The sequence below is a fragment of the Lacrimispora sanguinis genome (genome assembly GCF_044987295.1).
GTDB classification, from domain to species: Bacteria; Bacillota; Clostridia; order Lachnospirales; family Lachnospiraceae; genus Lacrimispora; species Lacrimispora celerecrescens_B.
Genome location: NZ_CP173277.1, coordinates 5,229,204 through 5,246,693 on the forward strand (window position 1 = coordinate 5,229,204; position 17,490 = coordinate 5,246,693).

Annotated in this window: 22 protein-coding genes; 21 read left to right on the forward strand and 1 reads right to left on the reverse strand. The window is 50.1% G+C overall.

Annotated features, from left to right (window positions below; genetic code table 11):
* Window positions 1-4: 4 nt before the first annotated feature.
* Genes mobP3 through ACHZES_RS24435 form a run of 3 tightly spaced genes read left to right on the forward strand, consistent with a single transcriptional unit; the run spans window position 5 to window position 2,612 of the window.
* Window positions 5-1,225 carry a MobP3 family relaxase gene (mobP3, locus tag ACHZES_RS24425; protein WP_395547694.1) on the forward strand — a complete coding sequence of 407 codons (1,221 nt, stop codon included), beginning with the start codon at window positions 5-7 and terminating at the stop codon, window positions 1,223-1,225.
* Between the two features lie 20 nt (window positions 1,226-1,245).
* Entirely contained in the window at window positions 1,246-1,917 is a 672-nt protein-coding gene (locus ACHZES_RS24430; RefSeq protein ID WP_395547497.1) for a hypothetical protein, read from the forward strand.
* Window positions 1,918-1,928: 11 nt separating this feature from the next.
* Window positions 1,929-2,612, forward strand: coding sequence for a hypothetical protein (locus ACHZES_RS24435; RefSeq protein WP_395547496.1), 684 nt, complete (start codon window positions 1,929-1,931; stop codon window positions 2,610-2,612).
* A gap of 29 nt (window positions 2,613-2,641) precedes the next feature.
* Here ACHZES_RS24435 and ACHZES_RS24440 read toward each other — a convergent pair whose 3' ends face one another.
* Window positions 2,642-2,950: a helix-turn-helix domain-containing protein gene (locus tag ACHZES_RS24440; protein ID WP_395547495.1), complete on the reverse strand. Its 309-nt coding sequence runs from the start codon at window positions 2,948-2,950 to the stop codon at window positions 2,642-2,644.
* Between the two features lie 145 nt (window positions 2,951-3,095).
* On the opposite strand from ACHZES_RS24440, the gene ACHZES_RS24445 reads away from it, so the two are divergent.
* From ACHZES_RS24445 to ACHZES_RS24530, 18 genes are all read left to right on the forward strand, one after another.
* Entirely contained in the window at window positions 3,096-3,932 is an 837-nt protein-coding gene (locus ACHZES_RS24445; RefSeq protein ID WP_395547494.1) for a hypothetical protein, read from the forward strand.
* A 98-nt stretch (window positions 3,933-4,030) separates the two neighbouring features.
* Window positions 4,031-4,708 (forward strand): hypothetical protein, encoded by a 678-nt coding sequence (locus ACHZES_RS24450; protein ID WP_395547693.1) that lies wholly within the window; start codon window positions 4,031-4,033, stop codon window positions 4,706-4,708.
* Window positions 4,705-6,996, forward strand: coding sequence for a VirD4-like conjugal transfer protein, CD1115 family (locus ACHZES_RS24455; RefSeq protein WP_395547493.1), 2,292 nt, complete (start codon window positions 4,705-4,707; stop codon window positions 6,994-6,996). The genes ACHZES_RS24450 and ACHZES_RS24455 overlap by 4 nt, the downstream gene beginning before the upstream one ends.
* On the forward strand, window positions 6,968-7,330 hold the full coding sequence (locus ACHZES_RS24460; RefSeq protein WP_395547492.1) for an Mbov_0395 family pilin-like conjugal transfer protein: 363 nt from the start codon (window positions 6,968-6,970) through the stop codon (window positions 7,328-7,330). The genes ACHZES_RS24455 and ACHZES_RS24460 overlap by 29 nt, the downstream gene beginning before the upstream one ends.
* A gap of 157 nt (window positions 7,331-7,487) precedes the next feature.
* Window positions 7,488-7,703: a DUF6133 family protein gene (locus ACHZES_RS24465; protein WP_395547692.1), complete on the forward strand. Its 216-nt coding sequence runs from the start codon at window positions 7,488-7,490 to the stop codon at window positions 7,701-7,703.
* 8 nt (window positions 7,704-7,711) lie between these two features.
* Window positions 7,712-8,053 carry a SpoVG family protein gene (locus tag ACHZES_RS24470; RefSeq protein WP_395547491.1) on the forward strand — a complete coding sequence of 114 codons (342 nt, stop codon included), beginning with the start codon at window positions 7,712-7,714 and terminating at the stop codon, window positions 8,051-8,053.
* A gap of 57 nt (window positions 8,054-8,110) precedes the next feature.
* Window positions 8,111-8,953: a conjugal transfer protein TrbL family protein gene (locus tag ACHZES_RS24475; protein ID WP_395547490.1), complete on the forward strand. Its 843-nt coding sequence runs from the start codon at window positions 8,111-8,113 to the stop codon at window positions 8,951-8,953.
* Between the two features lie 13 nt (window positions 8,954-8,966).
* Entirely contained in the window at window positions 8,967-9,179 is a 213-nt protein-coding gene (locus tag ACHZES_RS24480; RefSeq protein ID WP_395547489.1) for a mercury transporter, read from the forward strand.
* A 137-nt stretch (window positions 9,180-9,316) separates the two neighbouring features.
* A complete protein-coding gene (locus ACHZES_RS24485; RefSeq protein ID WP_013274137.1) occupies window positions 9,317-9,778 on the forward strand; it encodes a hypothetical protein in 462 nt (153 codons plus the stop codon).
* Between the two features lie 87 nt (window positions 9,779-9,865).
* Entirely contained in the window at window positions 9,866-10,189 is a 324-nt protein-coding gene (locus tag ACHZES_RS24490) for a hypothetical protein (RefSeq protein WP_395547488.1), read from the forward strand.
* On the forward strand, window positions 10,174-11,910 hold the full coding sequence (gene dcm, locus ACHZES_RS24495) for a DNA (cytosine-5-)-methyltransferase (RefSeq protein ID WP_404820293.1): 1,737 nt from the start codon (window positions 10,174-10,176) through the stop codon (window positions 11,908-11,910). The genes ACHZES_RS24490 and dcm overlap by 16 nt, the downstream gene beginning before the upstream one ends.
* Window positions 11,907-12,482, forward strand: coding sequence for an MT-A70 family methyltransferase (locus ACHZES_RS24500; RefSeq protein ID WP_395547486.1), 576 nt, complete (start codon window positions 11,907-11,909; stop codon window positions 12,480-12,482). Before dcm ends, ACHZES_RS24500 begins: the two co-directional genes overlap by 4 nt.
* A 1-nt stretch (window position 12,483) precedes the next feature.
* Complete coding sequence (locus ACHZES_RS24505) at window positions 12,484-13,047, forward strand: prepilin peptidase (RefSeq protein WP_395547485.1); 564 nt, start codon at window positions 12,484-12,486, stop codon at window positions 13,045-13,047.
* A 24-nt stretch (window positions 13,048-13,071) separates the two neighbouring features.
* Window positions 13,072-13,923, forward strand: coding sequence for a Flp pilus assembly protein CpaB (locus tag ACHZES_RS24510; protein ID WP_395547484.1), 852 nt, complete (start codon window positions 13,072-13,074; stop codon window positions 13,921-13,923).
* A gap of 18 nt (window positions 13,924-13,941) precedes the next feature.
* Complete coding sequence (locus tag ACHZES_RS24515; RefSeq protein ID WP_395547483.1) at window positions 13,942-14,793, forward strand: hypothetical protein; 852 nt, start codon at window positions 13,942-13,944, stop codon at window positions 14,791-14,793.
* Window positions 14,793-15,266, forward strand: a complete 474-nt coding sequence (locus ACHZES_RS24520) for an XF1762 family protein (RefSeq protein WP_395547482.1) — start codon at window positions 14,793-14,795, stop codon at window positions 15,264-15,266. The genes ACHZES_RS24515 and ACHZES_RS24520 overlap by 1 nt, the downstream gene beginning before the upstream one ends.
* A complete protein-coding gene (locus tag ACHZES_RS24525; RefSeq protein ID WP_395547481.1) occupies window positions 15,251-16,606 on the forward strand; it encodes an ATPase, T2SS/T4P/T4SS family in 1,356 nt (451 codons plus the stop codon). The genes ACHZES_RS24520 and ACHZES_RS24525 overlap by 16 nt, the downstream gene beginning before the upstream one ends.
* Window positions 16,607-16,620: 14 nt before the next feature.
* Window positions 16,621-17,490 (forward strand): hypothetical protein, encoded by an 870-nt coding sequence (locus tag ACHZES_RS24530; protein ID WP_395547480.1) that lies wholly within the window; start codon window positions 16,621-16,623, stop codon window positions 17,488-17,490.

A 17,490-nucleotide genomic window follows, 5' to 3' on the forward strand; every position in this document is an offset into this window, starting at 1 on the left:
GAAAATCTCCCTTTTAGTCTATAAGCAGAGATTCAAAAATCCCAATTATAAAAGCACCGCTGGCAAGAATTATGCTCATGTACGCTATATTGCCACCAGGCCGAGGGTTGCAAAAAACGAGGGCATGAACCACGGACTGTTCGGGAAGCTCTCTCCTGGTCCCGTTACCGAGTTTGAGGACTGGCGGGATGTGGCAAGGCTGGTATATGCCAATTCAAAAAAGCATATCACCATGTACCGCAGCGTGATTTCCTTTGACGAGGAAACGGCTGCCGAGCTGAACCTGACCGACCAAAAGGCATGGCAGAGGTATATTGAAAACCACATTATGACGATTGCCGAAAAAAACAATATCCGGCGGGAGCATTTACAATGGGCTTGTGCGCTCCATAAAGAAAGGCACCATCCCCATATCCATGTGGTGTTTTGGGATACCTCATCACGGGTCAAAAATCCCTTTACCCCGCCTGCTATCCCCAATGCTATCAGAAAACAACTCATCAAAGATACCTTTGCCGAGCGCATCCGTGCCTATGGGGAGCAGAAAAACAAGTCCACCGCTGAACTGCGCAGTATCAGCAATGAACTGGTAGACGAGTTTGAACAGCATCTGCGGCGGCTGGGTAAGGATCAGTATAAGCGGCTCCGTGCTGACTATGACGAGGAAAATGAACTATCCGGCAGCTTTGATTTTGATGATGAGGTGCTGAATGAAACCGCCGACCGTGTATTCCGGCTTAAATCCGCACTCCCGCCCACCGGTCGCATTGCCTATCAGCTTTTGACCCCGGAGATCAAGGCCAAGGTGGATGAGCTGGTATCGTATCTTCTTGAAAATGTTCCGGCACTTAGGGAGCAGAAAGAACGCTACATAGACAGCAAAATGAAGATGACCCTGCTATATGGCGGCAGTGATGAATACCTCGGCAGCCTGCGGAACCGCTTTGCCGGGGAAGCGGACAAAATCATTGCAAACCGTGTGCTGGGCATGGTAAAGACCTTGAACCGGCTGGACTATGAAATAAAGTCCGAGGAATACCAAAGCGCCCGCCGTTCCTACTTTGCTGAGCAGATGTTAATGGAGGCGCTGGATATGCTTTCAGGTCTGACCCGTGATAATGACAGCCGATTTGATGATTGGGAGAAGAAAAACGGCCGGGAGCTGTCAAAGGACGCGAAAAAGGAACTGTTTTTGAAGTTGCAGGATAAAGGCTATGAACATTAACCTTCAGGGAGGAATGTAGATTGAAAACGAGACAAGAATTTTTTGAGGATTTTTTTGCACGGCTGACCCGAACGGGTTTCCGTGTGGAAAGCATTATGGAAAGCGATGTAGCCGCTGAAGTCTATGACGAAAGCTCCCTGTTCTGTATGGTTACACAGGATGGGGAGCTTATCTTTGAAACCTATGGCGGCGATAAGGTCCGGGCTTTGGATCAGGCGGCCGGAGAAACCCGCACCGACCTTTCCTGCTGTATGCAGCCGCCTTTTGCGGATATGGAACGGACGGAAACGGTCCTCCTGACAGGCGGCTCCTACATCAAGGTGTTTGAGAGTGCCGGGGTGGTGTTGCTCTGCCGCCGCACGACGCTGTTTGGATATGAGTTTGTCACCTGTCAGAAGGCCATGCCGAAGCACAACACCAAACGTTTTTACAGGGAACATTTCTTCTATGATCCCGTATTGGCGCAGGACGATTTTTTGGAGCGCAGCGGCTTAAAAATACCGGCTCCGCTTTCCTTTTCCCACGATGAGCTTCGGGCGCTGGTGTCCTGCTGTGCAAGGTGCGTCATGCTGGATAATGAGATGGACGGCGGACAGGAAAGTCGTATCCGTGAACTGATGGCAAAGATTGAGGAAAGCCTGCCGGGGCAGCTTGACCTCTCCCCCCGCCATTATTTTCAGAATGAAATGTAAGGAGTGTGCCTATGAAAACTAAAACCGAGTTTTATCAAAGCTATTTTGAAATCCTGCAAAAGAAAGGGTTTACCGTGCAGCCCTCCACTTCGCCGGATTATGTGGCGGACATTTACCACAAGGATAAGCTGATCGCCTTTTTTACCAAAAACGACATGGTGATGAAAAACCCCTTTGTGGAGGTACAGGATAAGCTCATGGACAGGATACAGACCCTTGCCAAATCTACGGCGGTAGCTTGTGGGGTCTGCTCGGATAAGCCCTTTGACGAGGAAACCGCCGTGAAGCTGCCCAACAACCTATATAAAATCAATGAGCATAACGGCGTGGTGCTGGCCTGCAAGCATCATCCCCTGTTTGAGTATGTGCTTTCTACCTACCGCTGTGATGAAAAGAAGAACCCGATCCAGCGTCAGTATTTCTACAACAAAGAGGACGCCTTTGAGAGCTTCGCTACCAGAAGCGGCCTGATTGATGAAAAACGGCTTTTTTCCGAAACTGATTTGAAGGTCATCTATGCGGGGCTTGTCAAAATGCGTACCATTGACAATGACATGACGCAGGACGATCTCAACTCTGTGGAACGGCTGGTGGATAAAATTGAGGACATTGTACCGGAGTTGCAAAAAAGAGAAAAGGCGCTGGATTTCTCTTGGCTCTTTGGCAGCATGGAACGAGGGATTGAACGAGAATAAAAAAGTGGCTGCCTTGTTAGGGCAGCCGTTTACTTAGCCATCAGCTTTGCGAAATGGAGAACCGCATCAGCCTTTTCTTGATTCAGCACACGGACACTTTCTACAAGCTCCCGTTCGTATGCAGTGGGGTACAGCACATCGTTACTTTCGTTATAGAATTCCGAAATCGTTGTGCCAAGGCGTTTCAATAGTTTTTCAAGCACCAGCACAGACGGCTGGCTTTCGCCTTTCTCAATTTTGCGGATGTAATTTTGCGATATGTCAGTGTCCTTTGACAGCTTATAGACGCTAATGCCCCTTTTCGTTCGGAGCTGTTTGAATTTTTCTGCTAAATCCATCGTTATCCTCCTATACTCTATACTTCTATTATTATGCTGGATAACACAACAAAATATAAGCTAACGATAGTGGTTGATTATAGGGATATATAGTTGTATTATATAAGTGTGGTCGAGTAACCTATCAGATAAGGAGCGTGATTTTATGAACCATCCAAGTGGAGAGTCGATTTGGGGCAACATCAATACTGCCCTTGAAGTCGCACTGAATATTTATGTCATTGTGGCAACGGACGAAACCGGTGTTGAGCGTGAGGGCATTATGGTCCCGAAAGATAAAGCCAAGGAGGTATTGTCGGACAAAGCCATTTCCATGGCAGAACAGGACGGGGATTGGCTCTGCTACGGGGAGGACATCAAGGATATTCCCATGTATGAAATGCTTCAGCGGCGTGTGGCCGCCTGCAAGCGCATGGAAGCCAAGGCGATGGAGATGATGGAGGAAATCAGGCGTGACGGCAAACTGCGGCTGACCGATTATTTTGGCGAGTGTGCCCCGCCTGCCCAGCAAGGGAAAGACAGTACCGCACCCGTTCAAGTGAGAAACGGTATCTATTTCGTACAGTCAGGCGGACAGGACTTCTTTGCTGTCCATGAGGCGGTAGCCGATAATTTCATGTCTGATATGGCCGTAGCGTTTGGAAACCGTCAGGGCGAATATCTGCTTTACGATCTGACCACCGCTGCTGTCCCTCTTTTTGAACTGCGCCAGCTTTATGAGGAAGTCAATGACCTGATTGTTTCCGAGGACAGCCTGCTGTCTACGCTGAACACAAACTTCAAAACCTACGTTTTGTACTACAACGAGTTGATTCAGGAGGAGGCGAAAATCCCGCCTGTGAACGCCCCTGTCAGCTTGTTTTTACAAAAGCAGCTTGACCGGTCAGCCAATGAACCGGAACCCTCGGACTTCAAGGAAGATGCCGCAAAGGAGTCCCATGACCATGGTGAGGAAGCAGAGGACTTCGGCTATGAGCCTTAATATTTGAACTATCCATAGAATAACCGCAACCGCCCCCCTGCGCCGCCTTGATGGTGCAGGGGACATTTTTTTGTTTTCAGGAGGTGAACAACTTGAACATGGTGTATATCGCAAGTCCCCTGCGTGGGGACTATAACACCAATATAAAAAATGCTGTGGAATACTGCCGCCTTGCCGGGGAGCAGGGTGTCCTTCCCCTTGCCCCTCACATCATTTTCAGCCAATGGTGCAACGATACCATTCCTGAACAGCGTGAAAAAGGCTTGCAGCTTGGTCTTGCCCTGCTGGAAAAGTCCGATGAACTTTGGGTCATGGGAACTGAATTCAGCCAAGGGATGCAGGGTGAGGTGGCATTTGCTCTGGAGCATAAAATACCGATATTTTTCGTGAGCCACCCCCATGATCCGGCTTATTATCCAGTCAGTGCCGATGAAAACAGGCTTTTGACTTCGGTTAACTGTAGCCCTGAAAGCAGACGGGAAAATTACGAGGGGCAGTTTGTGATACTTCGGCATGAACATCTAAAGCCGGAGTATCGGACGCCCCGCAACCAGATATGGACTGTTACCCATGGCCCCGGCTGCCGCCCGGATTATGTCCATAGCGACACCATTCATCTAACACATCCCGTGGATGGGGATCGCATGGCGGTTGGACGCGGCGATGTTTGGGGCGCTCCTACGCCTGAAACGATGAACTGTATCAGGCAGGCTTATCCAGAATTTGATGCTGCATTGCAGTCAGCCGCAGAGCCGGAGGGGGAGCTTTGCCGATGAAAAAAAAGGAAAAGCTCATTTTAGGCTCTATCATCATCGGCCTTGGCACAATTTTCAACCTGTTCTTTACTGCGGCTCTGCATGGGCTGCTGTCGCATCGGGTCCGTACCTTGACTTTACTCCCGTTATGGGATTGTGTTGCAGGGCTGTTCACCCAGCGCCAGCAGCTTTTGCTGTTCTTATCCTTTGAGGGATTTCTGTGCCTATGCTGTGTCCTGTTTTGGGTGCAGAACAACCGCCCCTACCAAAGCGAGCTTGTGCGGGTAGCCGAGGACATTTTTACCCCTGCCCCGGTAGGACAGTATCAGCACGGTTCGGCCCGGTGGCTGCGGGAAGAAGAAAAAGGTAAGGTGTTTGGAACACAGATCATCCATCCGGCAAATCCCATTATTCACGAGCTGCTGGACACAGGATTTGATGATCTGCCCTTTGTAAAGAAAAGCGAAAATAAAGGTATGCTCTTAGAGCAAGTGGAAACCGGGCAAGGTACGGCGGCACAGGACGAGCCCGCCGCACTGCCTGTTCCTATAAATCCAAAGGAAGAAAAGGAGGACTTGATACAGGATGAGGACTTTGAAACGGTGGATTATGACCTTGCGGCTGCGCATTTAACCAAAGCACAGCCGCAGGATACCCCGGTCGCCCAGCAGGATAAACCGGAACCGGAGAAAGAAAAAGCAGACCCCTACAAGCTGTTTGATGAGGGCGGCATCGTGGTAGGCACGGAGAAAATCAGAGCGAAAGAGCTTGGAGAGCCGTCCGAACGGCTTTACTACATTCCAGATGATACCCATACCCTGACCATCGGCGCCACCCGTTCCGGCAAGACCCGGTGCCTTGTCATCCAGTCCATCTGCCTGCTGGGGCTTGCCGGGGAAAGCCTTGTCATCAGTGACCCCAAGGCCGAGTTGTTCCACTACACATCTGTATTTCTTAAAAAGCTGGGCTATGAGGTAATCTGTCTGGATTTTAAGAACCCGGAAAAAAGCACCCGTTACAATCTCCTTCAGCCGGTTATCGACGCGGTAAACAAAGGGGATTTGGAACGGGCGGAAATGTATGCGTGGGATATTACCAATATCCTTGTGGGAGATGATGTTTCCAACGAAAAGATTTGGGAAAACGGTGAGAAATCCACCATAGCAGCGGCGATTCTCTGCGTGGTAGTGGACAACAAAAAGCGGCCGGAGTATCAGAACCTGACCAATGTGTACTGGTTTATTGCGGAAATGAGCAAGTCCGTGGGCGGCAAGACACCTATGAGCGAGTACATGAAGAAGCTGCCCAGCAGCCACCCGGCACGGGCGCTCATGTCCATTGCCGAGGTTGCGCCAAGCCGCACTAAGGGCAGCTTCGATACCTCGGCCCTGACTACCCTGCGCCTGTTTACCAGTCGTTCGGTTTATTCCGTTACCCATAAGAGCGACTATAACATATCGGAGATCGGACAGAAAAAACAGGCTCTGTTTATGATTTTACCGGATGAAAAAACCACCTATTACCCCATCGCCAGTCTGATGGTATCCCAGCTCTATGAGTTGCTGGTCCGTCAATCCGATCAGCGGGGCGGCAGGCTGGAGCGCCGGGTCAATTTTGTGCTTGATGAATTCGGAAATTTCACAAAATTGAATGATTTCCCCAATAAATTGACAGTAGCGGGGGGGCGCGGGTGCAGATTTAACCTCTATCTGCAATCCTTTGAACAACTTTCCCTAAAATACGACAAAGAAACGGCGGCTATTGTTAAATCCAACTGCCAGACATGGATTTATCTGCAAGCGGACGATAAGGAAACCTTGCAGGAGGTGTGCGACAAGCTGGGCAAGTACACCACCAGCGCCTATCAGCTTTCCAGCCAGCACGGGAGGTATGTCAACCCATCCAGCTCCCACAGCATCAGCCTTGTGGCAAGGGAGCTTTTGACAACGGACGAAATCCGTAGAATCCAGCGACCGGCACAAATCGTCATCAGCCGTTCCCATCCGGCTATGATGAACGCTCCCGACCTGTCGGAGTGGTATTTTAATCAGATGTGCGGATTGGGCGGTAAGGAGCATAACCGTCTGGTTCGGGAAGCAAGAGAAGCAGCCCGGCCGGTGCTATCTGACATGACAGGCGATATTCCCCTGTGGAACATTTGGGTGTATTACGCCAAGGACTTGCAGATGAAAGAAGCCCAGCAGAAGTCACAGGCTTTTGCTTCTCAGATGGGTGCTATTTTTTCAGAAAAAGGGGTTCGGAAAGGAGGTTCCAAACACAATGAAAATGAAGATGGAACAGATGATTAAAAAAATCAGAGCCAAAGGTAAGGCGGTGAGTGCGGTAGCGCTCACCGCTTTTCTTTTACTCCAAAACAGCACAGTTGCCTATGCCGCTGGGATTGGCGACAGCCAGATAGCCAAGGGTACGGAAAAGCTCATTCAGGATGCCACTACATGGCTGATGATTCTGGCTCCCGTGGTGGCGGGTCTGCTCATTATCTATTTCTGTATCAGGCGAAGCGCAGCGGACGAGATGGATCAGAAAAAATGGAACAACCGCATTGTGGTTGCGATTGTGTCCTGTATCGGTGCGGTGCTGGGCAGCGCCACCCTCAATATCATCATCGGCTACTACCAGTAAGCCGATGAACCCTTCGGTATAAGCCAGGGAAACCTCTCCCGGCGCTATCATAACTCAAAATCTATCAATGAAAAGGAGATCAAACACGATGAAAAACTTTATGAACAAGGTCATTTCTAAGGTAAACGATGTGAAGGAAAAGGCAAAAGACACCGCCATGGCGGTCGTTTGGAAGCTCCAGCAGCTCAAAGCAAAATCCGGTGAGGTTCTTGCCCATCAGTCCGGAGAGGGCTTTGTGGACACGGCACTGAAAATTTTGATTTCTGTGGTGATCGGCGCCCTCCTTCTGGCAGGGCTTTATATGCTGTTCAACGACACTGTACTGCCTACGCTGGTTGAGCGCGTCAAAGAGCTTTTCAATTACAGGGGGTAAGACCCACAATGACCCATGCTGCCGTTATGATGCGGCGGCATGGGATTTTTATAAAGGTAAAGGAGAAATTGAAGATGAAAGTAACTGCTAAAATCGTTGCGCATTTGAGTGACGAATGCAGACTCAAGGCCATTGCCACGGTCTGCTTAAATAATGAGTTTTTGATTACCGGGGTGCGCATTGTCGAATGCGAAAAAGGCCCCTGCGTATTCATGCCCAGCAGGAAAACCAATGCCGGGGATTACCGGGACATTTGCTTTCCCATCACGCCGGAGCTGCATGGTCAAATCAAAGACACCGTGCTGGAGGTTTATCACAGCCAAGGGGGAGAAACGGTCCCAGCAGAGTAAGCCGCATGGAATTTATGCCCTGCGGGATCTACCGCAGGGCAAGGAGGTGATTTTCAATTGGAAGTAATTCTTGTATTGCTGATTGTGGCCATTCTAAATGGCGCCGTGGCGTTTATTGATGAAATGCTCTCCGGTCTTGTCCCCATGACATTAAACGCCGACCAGTACATGACGGCGGTAGGCGGCGGCAGTATGGTGAGCGTGTTATTTGATATTCTGCTGGGCTTTGGCGTGTCCCTCATTATCCTCAAATTTCTGAAAAAGGGATTTGAATGCTATGTCATGTGGACGGACGGCGACCCGGACGCAGAACCGGTTTATTTGGTCATTCGTTTTATCCAGGCCATTGCCGTGGCAGTCTGCTTTCCGGTCATGTACGGCTGGCTTGCCGAGATCACGCAAAGCCTGACGGATGAACTGATGGCGGCAATCAGCGCAAGCACAGGCTATGATTGGCAGGCTTGGGTAAACGGGATTAGCTCACTCGGACTGGTGACAGCCATTTTCGGGTTGGTTTTCGTGATATGCTACTTTGTGCTGTATTTCCAATTCCTGATGAGAGGGCTGGAAATTATGATTCTGCGCATTGGCCTGCCTCTTGCCTGTGTCGGCTTACTGGACAGCGACAAGGGCATTTTCAAGACCTATATCAACAAATTCTTTCAGACCACCTTTGCGGTGGTAGTGCAAATATGCCTTTGCAAGTTGGGTGTCGGCATGATGATGAATGTAAGCATAATGAATATCTTTTGGGGCATTGCCTGCATCGTGCTTGCCATCAAGACCCCTCGTTTCCTCAGTGAGTTTATGGTTCCCACCGGCGGAGGCGGCGCAGGTGTCATTAACAATATGTATCATTCCGTCCGCCTTGTGGGTATGGCAAAGGGTATGGTCAAGTAAAGGCGGTGATGAAATGATAACCCTCGACGATATTTCCACGGCGGTCATTTCCCTTATCCGCTTGGGTGCGGTGTTCCGCTTTATTTACTGCATGATCTGCCTGCAATCGGCAGAGGAAGAACAGGCGCGGTATAAGAAGCGGGCGAAAAACATCGTAGTTTTCTATGTGATTGCCGAGTGTATCTGGCAGATCAAAGAGATTGTGTTCTACTATTACAATATATAGGTACAACTCATCTTTTTCCGAACAAAATATAACTTGACAAACAAATAAAACTTTGTGTTGACAAAGGCAATAATGTCAGGTAATATAAACATAGCAAACAAAAATAAATTTGTTCGTCAAAGGAGGAAGATTGAAGTATGTACAACTATATTGTGAAACTAGAAATTGCAAATGACAAAAAAAGAGAGGAGTTTGATTTAAGAACTATCAAATCAGAAATCCAGAAAGCAATCGACAAGTACCATGCGTTGAAAACAGTCCGCAACAAAAAAAGTCTAACATTTAGCGTTGAGCAGAAGGTTCTCGAAATAAAAATTGAGTCCCCAGTACAACTTGATGTTCCTAGTAAAGCGTTGGCAAAGTTCACACGACTGTTACTCGAACTATCACCGGCTCTTGCTGGCACAATTAACAATGGGCGTGTATTTCAGTCAGTGCAAACAAGCATTCCCCCCAGCGATATAGATCGAATATCGTCATGTGATACGTTAAAAAAGATAATTGATTTATTCTGCGGGGAATTGCAAACAAACGCAAACTTGGAATTACAACGGAAGATTAAAGCCTTACTTTTTAATGTCGAAGAAGTGATAGACTAACTTATACCCTCACAGCACTCTCAAAGCATTTTTGACTTTGAGAGTGCTGTTTTTATAAATAAATTTTTCGTGAAGGAGGTTCTCTATGTGTTAAACGATATCAATCTGTACATTCCCACCGGAGTAAAGGCCGAAAACGAGCTGTTTAACGGGTTTGGCAGGCGGGAGCTTTTGCAGAGTGTTGTCGGCTCCCTATTTGGCGGTGCGGTTGCAGCGCTCCTTTGGCTGATTGCCGGGAATGTGGCGCTGACCGTAGTGGCAGTCTTATCCGGCATTTTCGGCTCGGTGATGATGTGTACCAAAGACCAGAACAATCAAAGCGTGGTTGACCAAGTCGGGGATATGCTCCGGTTCCGGCGCAGCCAGCAGATTTATCCCTACCGTATGCAGGACGAATGGGGTATGAGATAGGAGGAAGCATTTTGACGTTTCTTGACCTTTTTGCAGGAATCGGCGGATTCCGTAGAGGTCTCGAAAGAAGCGGACATACCTGTATCGGTCATGTCGAAATTGATAAATACGCAAATAAAAGCTATATGGCAATGTACGAGCTTGCACCTTGTCCTTATCGGGAAAATGCAGGCTCTAATTTTTCTATGATGTGTAAACCGGAGGTGAGAAAAAACTGTGATGGGAAAAACTGCACAGGCGAATGGTACGCCAAAGACATTAAACAAATCCGAGCAGGAGAAATTCCAAAAGCTGAAATCTGGACTTTTGGATTTCCTTGCACTGACATTTCCATCGCAGGACGCATGGAAGGTCTTAGAGGAAGCCGAAGCGGACTGTTTTTTACAGTCGTTGGCCTGCTCAAAAGCGCGAGTCCCGAAAATCGACCCCAGCGGCTTATCGTTGAGAATGTTAAGCATCTGCTGTCAAGCGAGAATGGCGGGGCATTTACCACCGTTCTCGCTGAACTATGGGAAGCTGGGTATGACTGCGAATGGCAGGCCGTCAATTCAAAGCATTTCGGCGTTCCCCAGCACAGGGAGCGAGTGTACCTTGTTGGACATTTTGGAGGAATCCGTGGACGAAAGGTATTTCCTATCGGCGGAGCAAACACGGCGCCTGTTAAGCAGCTTATCGGCGGAAGCCAAGGAAAACGGGTCTACGACATAAACGGTGTTTCCGTGACTCTGACAGCGGAGGGCGGCGGTTTTGCCGGACGTACAGGGCTTTATGCCGTGTCCGTCAACCGCAAAGAAGGAATTATCGGGGCTATCAATCAGGCCCATACCCTGACCGCCAGCGACACCCGTGGTCTAAACCGCAATCAGGATCAAAATGCTGTGCTGTCAGAGATTGCACCCTGTGCGGCGTTCACCGCCTTCAATCAAGATATCAAGCAGAGCGATCATACGGGGGGTATTGTCTGCTTGGGCAATACCAATCCGAGCGGCAATGGTATGAATGGAAACGTATACGGTACGCACGGCCTTTCACCAACACTCACGACGAATAAGGGAGAGGGATTAAAGGTCGCCGTTCCTGCACAAATCCAGACTTGTGCCGCTTTTATTGATATGAATGAGGATGCGGAGCTGACGCAAAACGCCCGGTGTATCCGGGCAAGGCAATATTCAGGCATTGGCAACCACCGGGGGGAAACCTCCGGTGTCTTTTTATGCCACGGACACCCGGACTGCGTGATGGCAGTTATCACTCCCGACCGCATGGAAAAGCGGCAGAACGGCAGACGGTTCAAAGAGCCGGGAGAACCCAGCTTTACACTGACAACGCAGGATCAGCACGGCATCCTGCTGTGCTGCTGTGAAGGCTGGAAAGAGGGTCTGCCTATCAGAGAGGACAAAAAAGACGGCTGCACGATGGCATACCCCGGCGATGGAATCAATCTGGCCTATCCCAACAGCAATAGGAGCAGAGGGCGTGTCGGCCGCCAGTGTTCCCAAACCCTGATGACAGGCGGGAGCATGGGCGTTCTCCTATGCTGCCGTATCCGCAGGCTGACGCCGAGAGAGTGCTGGAGGCTGCAAGCCTTTGAGGACTACCTGTTTGAACGTGCAAAAGCGGCAGGCATTAGCGACGCCCAGCTTTACCGGCAGGCCGGAAATGCCGTTACGGTCAATATTGTCTATGAGATTGGGGCGCGCCTGACGGGTGGCTGCCTATGAGGTTTTCTGTTCTTTATGTAGACCCTCCGTGGTCTTACAAAGTATATTCCAAAAAAGGACAGGGGCGAAGCGCTGAAAACCATTACCATACCATGAGCGCCGAGGACATTTTTAACCTTGATGTGGCAGGGATTGCAGATAAGGACTGTGTGCTGTTTCTGTGGGTGACATTCCCTTGTCTGCTGGAGGGGCTGAAAGCCATTGAGCGTTGGGGGTTTACTTATAAGACCCTCGGCTTTTGCTGGGTCAAGCGGTGCAAAAAACAGCAGAAAAAATGGTTTTGGGGACTTGGCTTTTGGACGAGAGCCAACCCCGAACTGTGCCTGATCGCATCAAAAGGCAGACCAAAGCGCCTATCCAAAGCGGTCCACTGCATTGTAGATACGCCGGTGGAATACCATAGCAAGAAACCGGATGAGGTGCGCCGCCGTATTGAGCAGCTCATGGGGGATGTTCCCCGTGCGGAGCTGTTCGCCAGACAGCAGTATGACGGCTGGGTGTGCCTTGGTGATGAAATCGACGGCCTTGATATACGGGAAGCTATTCAGCAAGTCAAAGAAATGGAGGGATGATATGGCATTTGAAGAACGGCTCTCACCATTTCTTGCTTGTCTGCTCCTTGCCCTGTTTGCAGGAAGCCTGTGCGACATGGCCATCAGCAGAATATTAAAGCAATCCGCACCGAAAACCGCCGTTCTCAGTATGACTGTGACGGCGGTTTTTCTCTGCTTGTACGGATTTACCCCAACGGCTCTGCACTGTGTCCTGCTGTGTCAGGTTCTGATGGTGGCCGGGGTCTTTGACCTTATGACCTATGAAATCCCCGACTGTCTGCATTTGATGATTGCCATGGCAGGGCTGATTCACTTTCAGCCCCTGCCTGCGCTTTTGGGGTTTTTAATCGTCCCCTTGCCATTCCTAATTGCCGCACTGAAAACGGAAAAAATTGGCGGCGGTGATGTAAAGCTCATGGCTGCCAGCGGCTTTTCCCTCGGCGTAACAGGCGGTATCTGGATGATGATATGGGGGCTTGCAATCGCCCTGCTTTGGAACCGTGCATTTTGCAGGGAGCAAAAAAGCCTGCCCCTTGCACCCTTTCTTGCTTTCGGGGCATTTCTGACCCTTTTCCCAACTTAAAAACGATATGGAGGATAAACCAATATGAAAGATTTACTCAAAAACAGAATTGTGGTGGGGCTGCTGTGCATTATCACAGCCCTCATCATTTGCTTTGGATTGACGCCCATGTTCAATGACGCCCTTAAATCCAAGGTGGAGCTGGTGCGTGTCACCACTGAAATCAAAAAGGGCGATGAAATTACGGCAGGCATGATTACCACCGTGGAAACCGGCGGCTATAATCTGCCCTCTGATGTGATCTATCAAAAAGAGGATGTCATCGGCAAGTACGCCAATGCCGACCTTTACAAAGGCGATAATATTCTGAAAAGCAAGCTCTCGGATACCCCCATGCTCAAAAATGAATATCTCAGTGGACTGGACGGCACGAACAGAGCCATTTCCGTTACCATCAAGAGCTTTGCATCCGGTTTGTCCGGCAAACTGGAGCGTGGGGACATTGTTTCCCTGATTGCCAGTGATGTAGGCGAGGCCCGAAAAACCCTTATTCCCGACGAACTGCAATATGTAGAGATTATTGCCACTACCGACAGCAGCGGCAACGACCGCAATATTCAGGAACAGTCCAAGGGCAGCGAGGACACCGAGCTTGCCAGCACCATCACCGTTCTTGCAACACCGCAGCAGGCAAGGCTTCTTGCGGAGCTTGAGCAGACGGGAAAACTTCATGCCGCCCTGGTCTACCGTGGCGGTGCTGAAAACGCACAGAAGTTTTTGACCGAGCAAGCCAAGCTGTTGGAGGCCCTGTATCCTGTAAAAAGCGAGGGCTTAACCTATGAAACCGAAAATAATGACAGCACCGGGGCACCGGCTCCCGACAGTGTGGCCGGGGGGGTGTCTGCAAACGGCAATATTCCAGATACACAGGATTAAGAAAAGGAGGCCAAAACCATGGAAGAAAGCAAAGTAATTGCCGTCATGGGCAGTCAGGGCAGCGGTAAAACCACCGCTGCCCTCAAGCTTGCCCTTGCGCTTTCGGCGGCGAAGAAGAATGTGATTGTGGTATTTTGCGACCCCTTTACGCCGGTGATCCCTGCCGTACTTCCCGCCCATGTGACCCATGATACCTCGCTGGGAAGCCTTTTGACGGCTCCTGCGCTTACACAGACCACTATCCTGAACGCCTGTGTGCCTACGGAAAAAAGTGATTATATCAGTTTGCTGGGGTATTGTGCAGGAGAAAGCCTGATGCACTATCCGCAGATCACAAGGGAAAAAGCAGTGGAGGTTTTTGTCCTGCTCCGATATCTGGCAGATTACATCATCATTGACTGCACATCAACCTTTGAAGCAGACCCGGCATCCATCGTAGCCATTGAACTGGCGGACAGGGTGCTAAAGCTGGGAACCGCCAATCTGAAAGGTGTTTCCTATTATCTGACCCACAATCCCATGCTGGCGGACAGCCGGTTCCGTAAGGATACCCATAGCACCGTTATCGGAAATCTCAAAACAGGACAGGATTGGGAGGCTGCGGCACAACAGCTCGGCGGCGCGGATTTTGTGCTGCCCTATGCACCTGAACTGGAACAGCAGTTTGACGAACTTGCCCTGCTGATGCCACTGACACAGACGGAAAGTGCAGGGTATTCTGCGGCAATCGGGCGCATTTTGGGGATACAGCCGGAGAAATCCAAACCCAAGGTCACATCTGAAGCTGTCCCGGCACCGGAATCCCCGAAAAAGGCAAAGAGCAAGGCGGTGTTTCGATTGCCTTTCGCCAAAGGCCGGGGGGAGTTTTGATGCTCTCCACCGGGCATATAGAGCTAAAGGACGCCAATGCCTATGTGACGCAGCACCACCGCCACCATAAAGCCGTAAGAGGACACCGCTTTTCTCTTGCCTGCTATGAAAATGGCAGGCTCTGCGGTGTTGCCATTGTAGGCAGACCTCGATCACGCCGTATTGACCAGCACATGACCGTGGAGGTTCTGCGGCTTTGTACGGACGGAACACGCAATGCCTGTTCCAAGCTGTACGGAGCCTGCCGCCGTGCGGCGAGGGCATTGGGTTATGGCAGGCTCATCACTTATATTTTAGATGGAGAAACCGGAAAAAGCCTTGTGGCAAGCGGATTTTCCTATTGCTACACCAATAAAGGCGGGAGCTGGAACCAACCGGGCAGACCGAGAACCGATAAGGCTCCGGTCTGCCCGAAACATTTATATGAAATCATCCTGAATCGAAGGGAGGACATAAATTGCAAAATGTCTTAAATATTCATAACAATGTGGGATTGATGGGCGGAGAAATCCGCCTGCGCCCCTTTGCCGAGGTCTTGAAGGATGTGCAGGAGTACATCACCAAGAACTATGCAGACCAGTTAAAAGATGACCCGGAGCAGAGCCGGACGCTGATCGGCAGCTACATCCGCAAGTATCTTGAGGAAAAGCAGCTCGGCGTGGACGGCACGGAACCGGAGGAGCTTGCCGAACTCCTGTATGGAGAAATGACCGGCTTTTCCTTTCTCTCTAAGTACCTCTATCGTGATGATGTAGAGGAAGTGAATATCAACCAATGGGACGATGTGAAGGTCATCTATGCAAGCGGCGAGGTACTCCCCACCAAGGAGTCCTTTACCTCACCCCAGCACGCCCTTGATGTCATCAAGCGTATGCTGCACAAGTCCGGCATGATACTGGATAATGCCAAGCCCTATGTGATTGGCCATCTTTCCAATAAAATCCGTATTACCGCCACATCCCCCGGCATTGTGGACGAGGACAAGGGGCTGTCCGTGTCTATCCGTATCGTCAACCCCCGAAAGCTCAAAAAAGAGGAATTTGTCAGCTATGGAACTGCCACCGTCGAAATGCTGGATATGCTTTCGGTGTTTTTTAATTATGGCGTTTCCATGTGCATGACCGGGGCGACTTCCTCCGGCAAAACGACGCTGATGAGCTGGATACTCGATCAGATACCCAACGATAAGCGGCTTATTACCATTGAAAAAGGATGCCGTGAGTTTGACAGCGTAAAGCGTGATGAATTGGGCAGGGTCCTGAATAATGTCATTCACTTCATTACCAAGGAGTCCGATGATCCCAAACAGGTGGTGTCTATGGTGAAGCTCTTGGAGCTTGCCCTTACCATGCACCCTGATTTTCTTGTGGTGGCAGAGATGAAAAGCGAGGAAAGCCTGCAAGCCATTAAAGCGGCAAACACCGGCCATACCTCCCTAACTACCATTCACGCCAACGGCTGTGAGGACACCTATTACCGCATGGCGGCGCTGTGCAAAGAAAGCAGCTCCATGGATGACGCTACCTTGATGGGACTTGCCACAAGGGGCTTTCCCGTGGTGGCCTTTGCCAAGAAGCTGGAGGACAACAGCCGCCGTCTGATGGAGATTGCCGAGTGTGTGAGTGTAAAGGCGGGCGCGCCCGTGATGCGTACCCTGTACCGCTTCAATATCACCGATACCCTCACGGAAAATGGAAAGCCCAAAATCATCGGCCACTATGAAAAGGTTCACGAACCGTCTGAGAGCCTGTGCAAGCGGCTCAGAGAAAATGGTATGCCGCTGAAATTACAGCAGCGGCTTTTAAGTGCGTGAGGGAGGTGCATTAGATGAGTATGGTAGCCTATAAAGAGCCCTATCTTCTGCAAATTATGATGGATGATGAACCGCTGAACCCCCGCACCGACTACGACAATTTCGGGCATATGATTTGCTGGCACAGCCGGTATAACCTTGGGGATCAGCATAATTTCGAGAACACCAATGATTTTCTCAAGGAGCTGGTGCGTGACAGTGCTTCGCCTGACACCCTCATTGCCTATGTGAAATCCGGCAAGACAGACAAGGTAAAGCTGGAATATGGCCGTTCGGCGGCAAACTGGGAAATCAGCAGCTATGATACCTATTTTAAGAAATGGTATCACGAGGCATCTGTCGGGGGCAGTTTGGAAGCGAATAAACAGGAGATTTTTGAGAGCCTTGTGGACGCCCTGCCAAACGCTGACCTCTATACGCTGGCTGCGGAGAAAAACATCATTCTGCCCTTGAACCTGTACGACCACTCTATGCTCAGTATGTCGGTCAGCTCTTTTATCGGAAGGGCGCAGCACGCCGAATGGGATTCCGGTCAGGTAGGCTGGATTTACGCCACGCCGGAGGATATTGAAAAGGAATATGGCAGCCTGACGTCGGAGAGCTACGACAAAGCAAAAGCACTTTTGAAATCTGAGGTGGAGTGCTATGACTACTATCTTTCCGGTCAGTGCTACGGCTTTCGGCTTTATGAAAACGGAGAGGAAACCGATAGCTGCTGGGGCTTCTTGGGCAGCTTTTCGGATATGGCAAAGGAGATTGCATCCCAAAGCCTGCCGGAAACCCATCGGGATATGGTGGCTGATTTGCAGGAAGTGTCCGACACCGTGACGAGGTATAAAGGCTATGAGGACTTGATGGAAGATTTAGAGGAAATGGAGGTTTGA

What these genes read in the sequence shown, in the direction of transcription:
- ACHZES_RS24515 (WP_395547483.1), top strand. Translation starts at nt 13,942, where the DNA reads ATGGAAGAAAGCAAAGTAATTGCCGTCATGGGCAGTCAGGGCAGCGGT.
- ACHZES_RS24510 (WP_395547484.1), top strand. Translation starts at nt 13,072, where the DNA reads ATGAAAGATTTACTCAAAAACAGAATTGTGGTGGGGCTGCTGTGCATT.
- ACHZES_RS24465 (WP_395547692.1), top strand. Translation starts at nt 7,488, where the DNA reads ATGGCGGTCGTTTGGAAGCTCCAGCAGCTCAAAGCAAAATCCGGTGAG.
- ACHZES_RS24440 (WP_395547495.1), bottom strand. Translation starts at nt 2,950, where the DNA reads ATGGATTTAGCAGAAAAATTCAAACAGCTCCGAACGAAAAGGGGCATT.
- dcm (WP_404820293.1), top strand. Translation starts at nt 10,174, where the DNA reads ATGGGGTATGAGATAGGAGGAAGCATTTTGACGTTTCTTGACCTTTTT.
- ACHZES_RS24485 (WP_013274137.1), top strand. Translation starts at nt 9,317, where the DNA reads ATGTACAACTATATTGTGAAACTAGAAATTGCAAATGACAAAAAAAGA.
- ACHZES_RS24505 (WP_395547485.1), top strand. Translation starts at nt 12,484, where the DNA reads ATGGCATTTGAAGAACGGCTCTCACCATTTCTTGCTTGTCTGCTCCTT.
- ACHZES_RS24470 (WP_395547491.1), top strand. Translation starts at nt 7,712, where the DNA reads ATGACCCATGCTGCCGTTATGATGCGGCGGCATGGGATTTTTATAAAG.
- ACHZES_RS24500 (WP_395547486.1), top strand. Translation starts at nt 11,907, where the DNA reads ATGAGGTTTTCTGTTCTTTATGTAGACCCTCCGTGGTCTTACAAAGTA.
- ACHZES_RS24520 (WP_395547482.1), top strand. Translation starts at nt 14,793, where the DNA reads ATGCTCTCCACCGGGCATATAGAGCTAAAGGACGCCAATGCCTATGTG.
- ACHZES_RS24455 (WP_395547493.1), top strand. Translation starts at nt 4,705, where the DNA reads ATGAAAAAAAAGGAAAAGCTCATTTTAGGCTCTATCATCATCGGCCTT.
- ACHZES_RS24450 (WP_395547693.1), top strand. Translation starts at nt 4,031, where the DNA reads ATGGTGTATATCGCAAGTCCCCTGCGTGGGGACTATAACACCAATATA.
- ACHZES_RS24480 (WP_395547489.1), top strand. Translation starts at nt 8,967, where the DNA reads ATGATAACCCTCGACGATATTTCCACGGCGGTCATTTCCCTTATCCGC.
- ACHZES_RS24445 (WP_395547494.1), top strand. Translation starts at nt 3,096, where the DNA reads ATGAACCATCCAAGTGGAGAGTCGATTTGGGGCAACATCAATACTGCC.
- ACHZES_RS24435 (WP_395547496.1), top strand. Translation starts at nt 1,929, where the DNA reads ATGAAAACTAAAACCGAGTTTTATCAAAGCTATTTTGAAATCCTGCAA.
- ACHZES_RS24460 (WP_395547492.1), top strand. Translation starts at nt 6,968, where the DNA reads ATGAAAATGAAGATGGAACAGATGATTAAAAAAATCAGAGCCAAAGGT.
- ACHZES_RS24530 (WP_395547480.1), top strand. Translation starts at nt 16,621, where the DNA reads ATGAGTATGGTAGCCTATAAAGAGCCCTATCTTCTGCAAATTATGATG.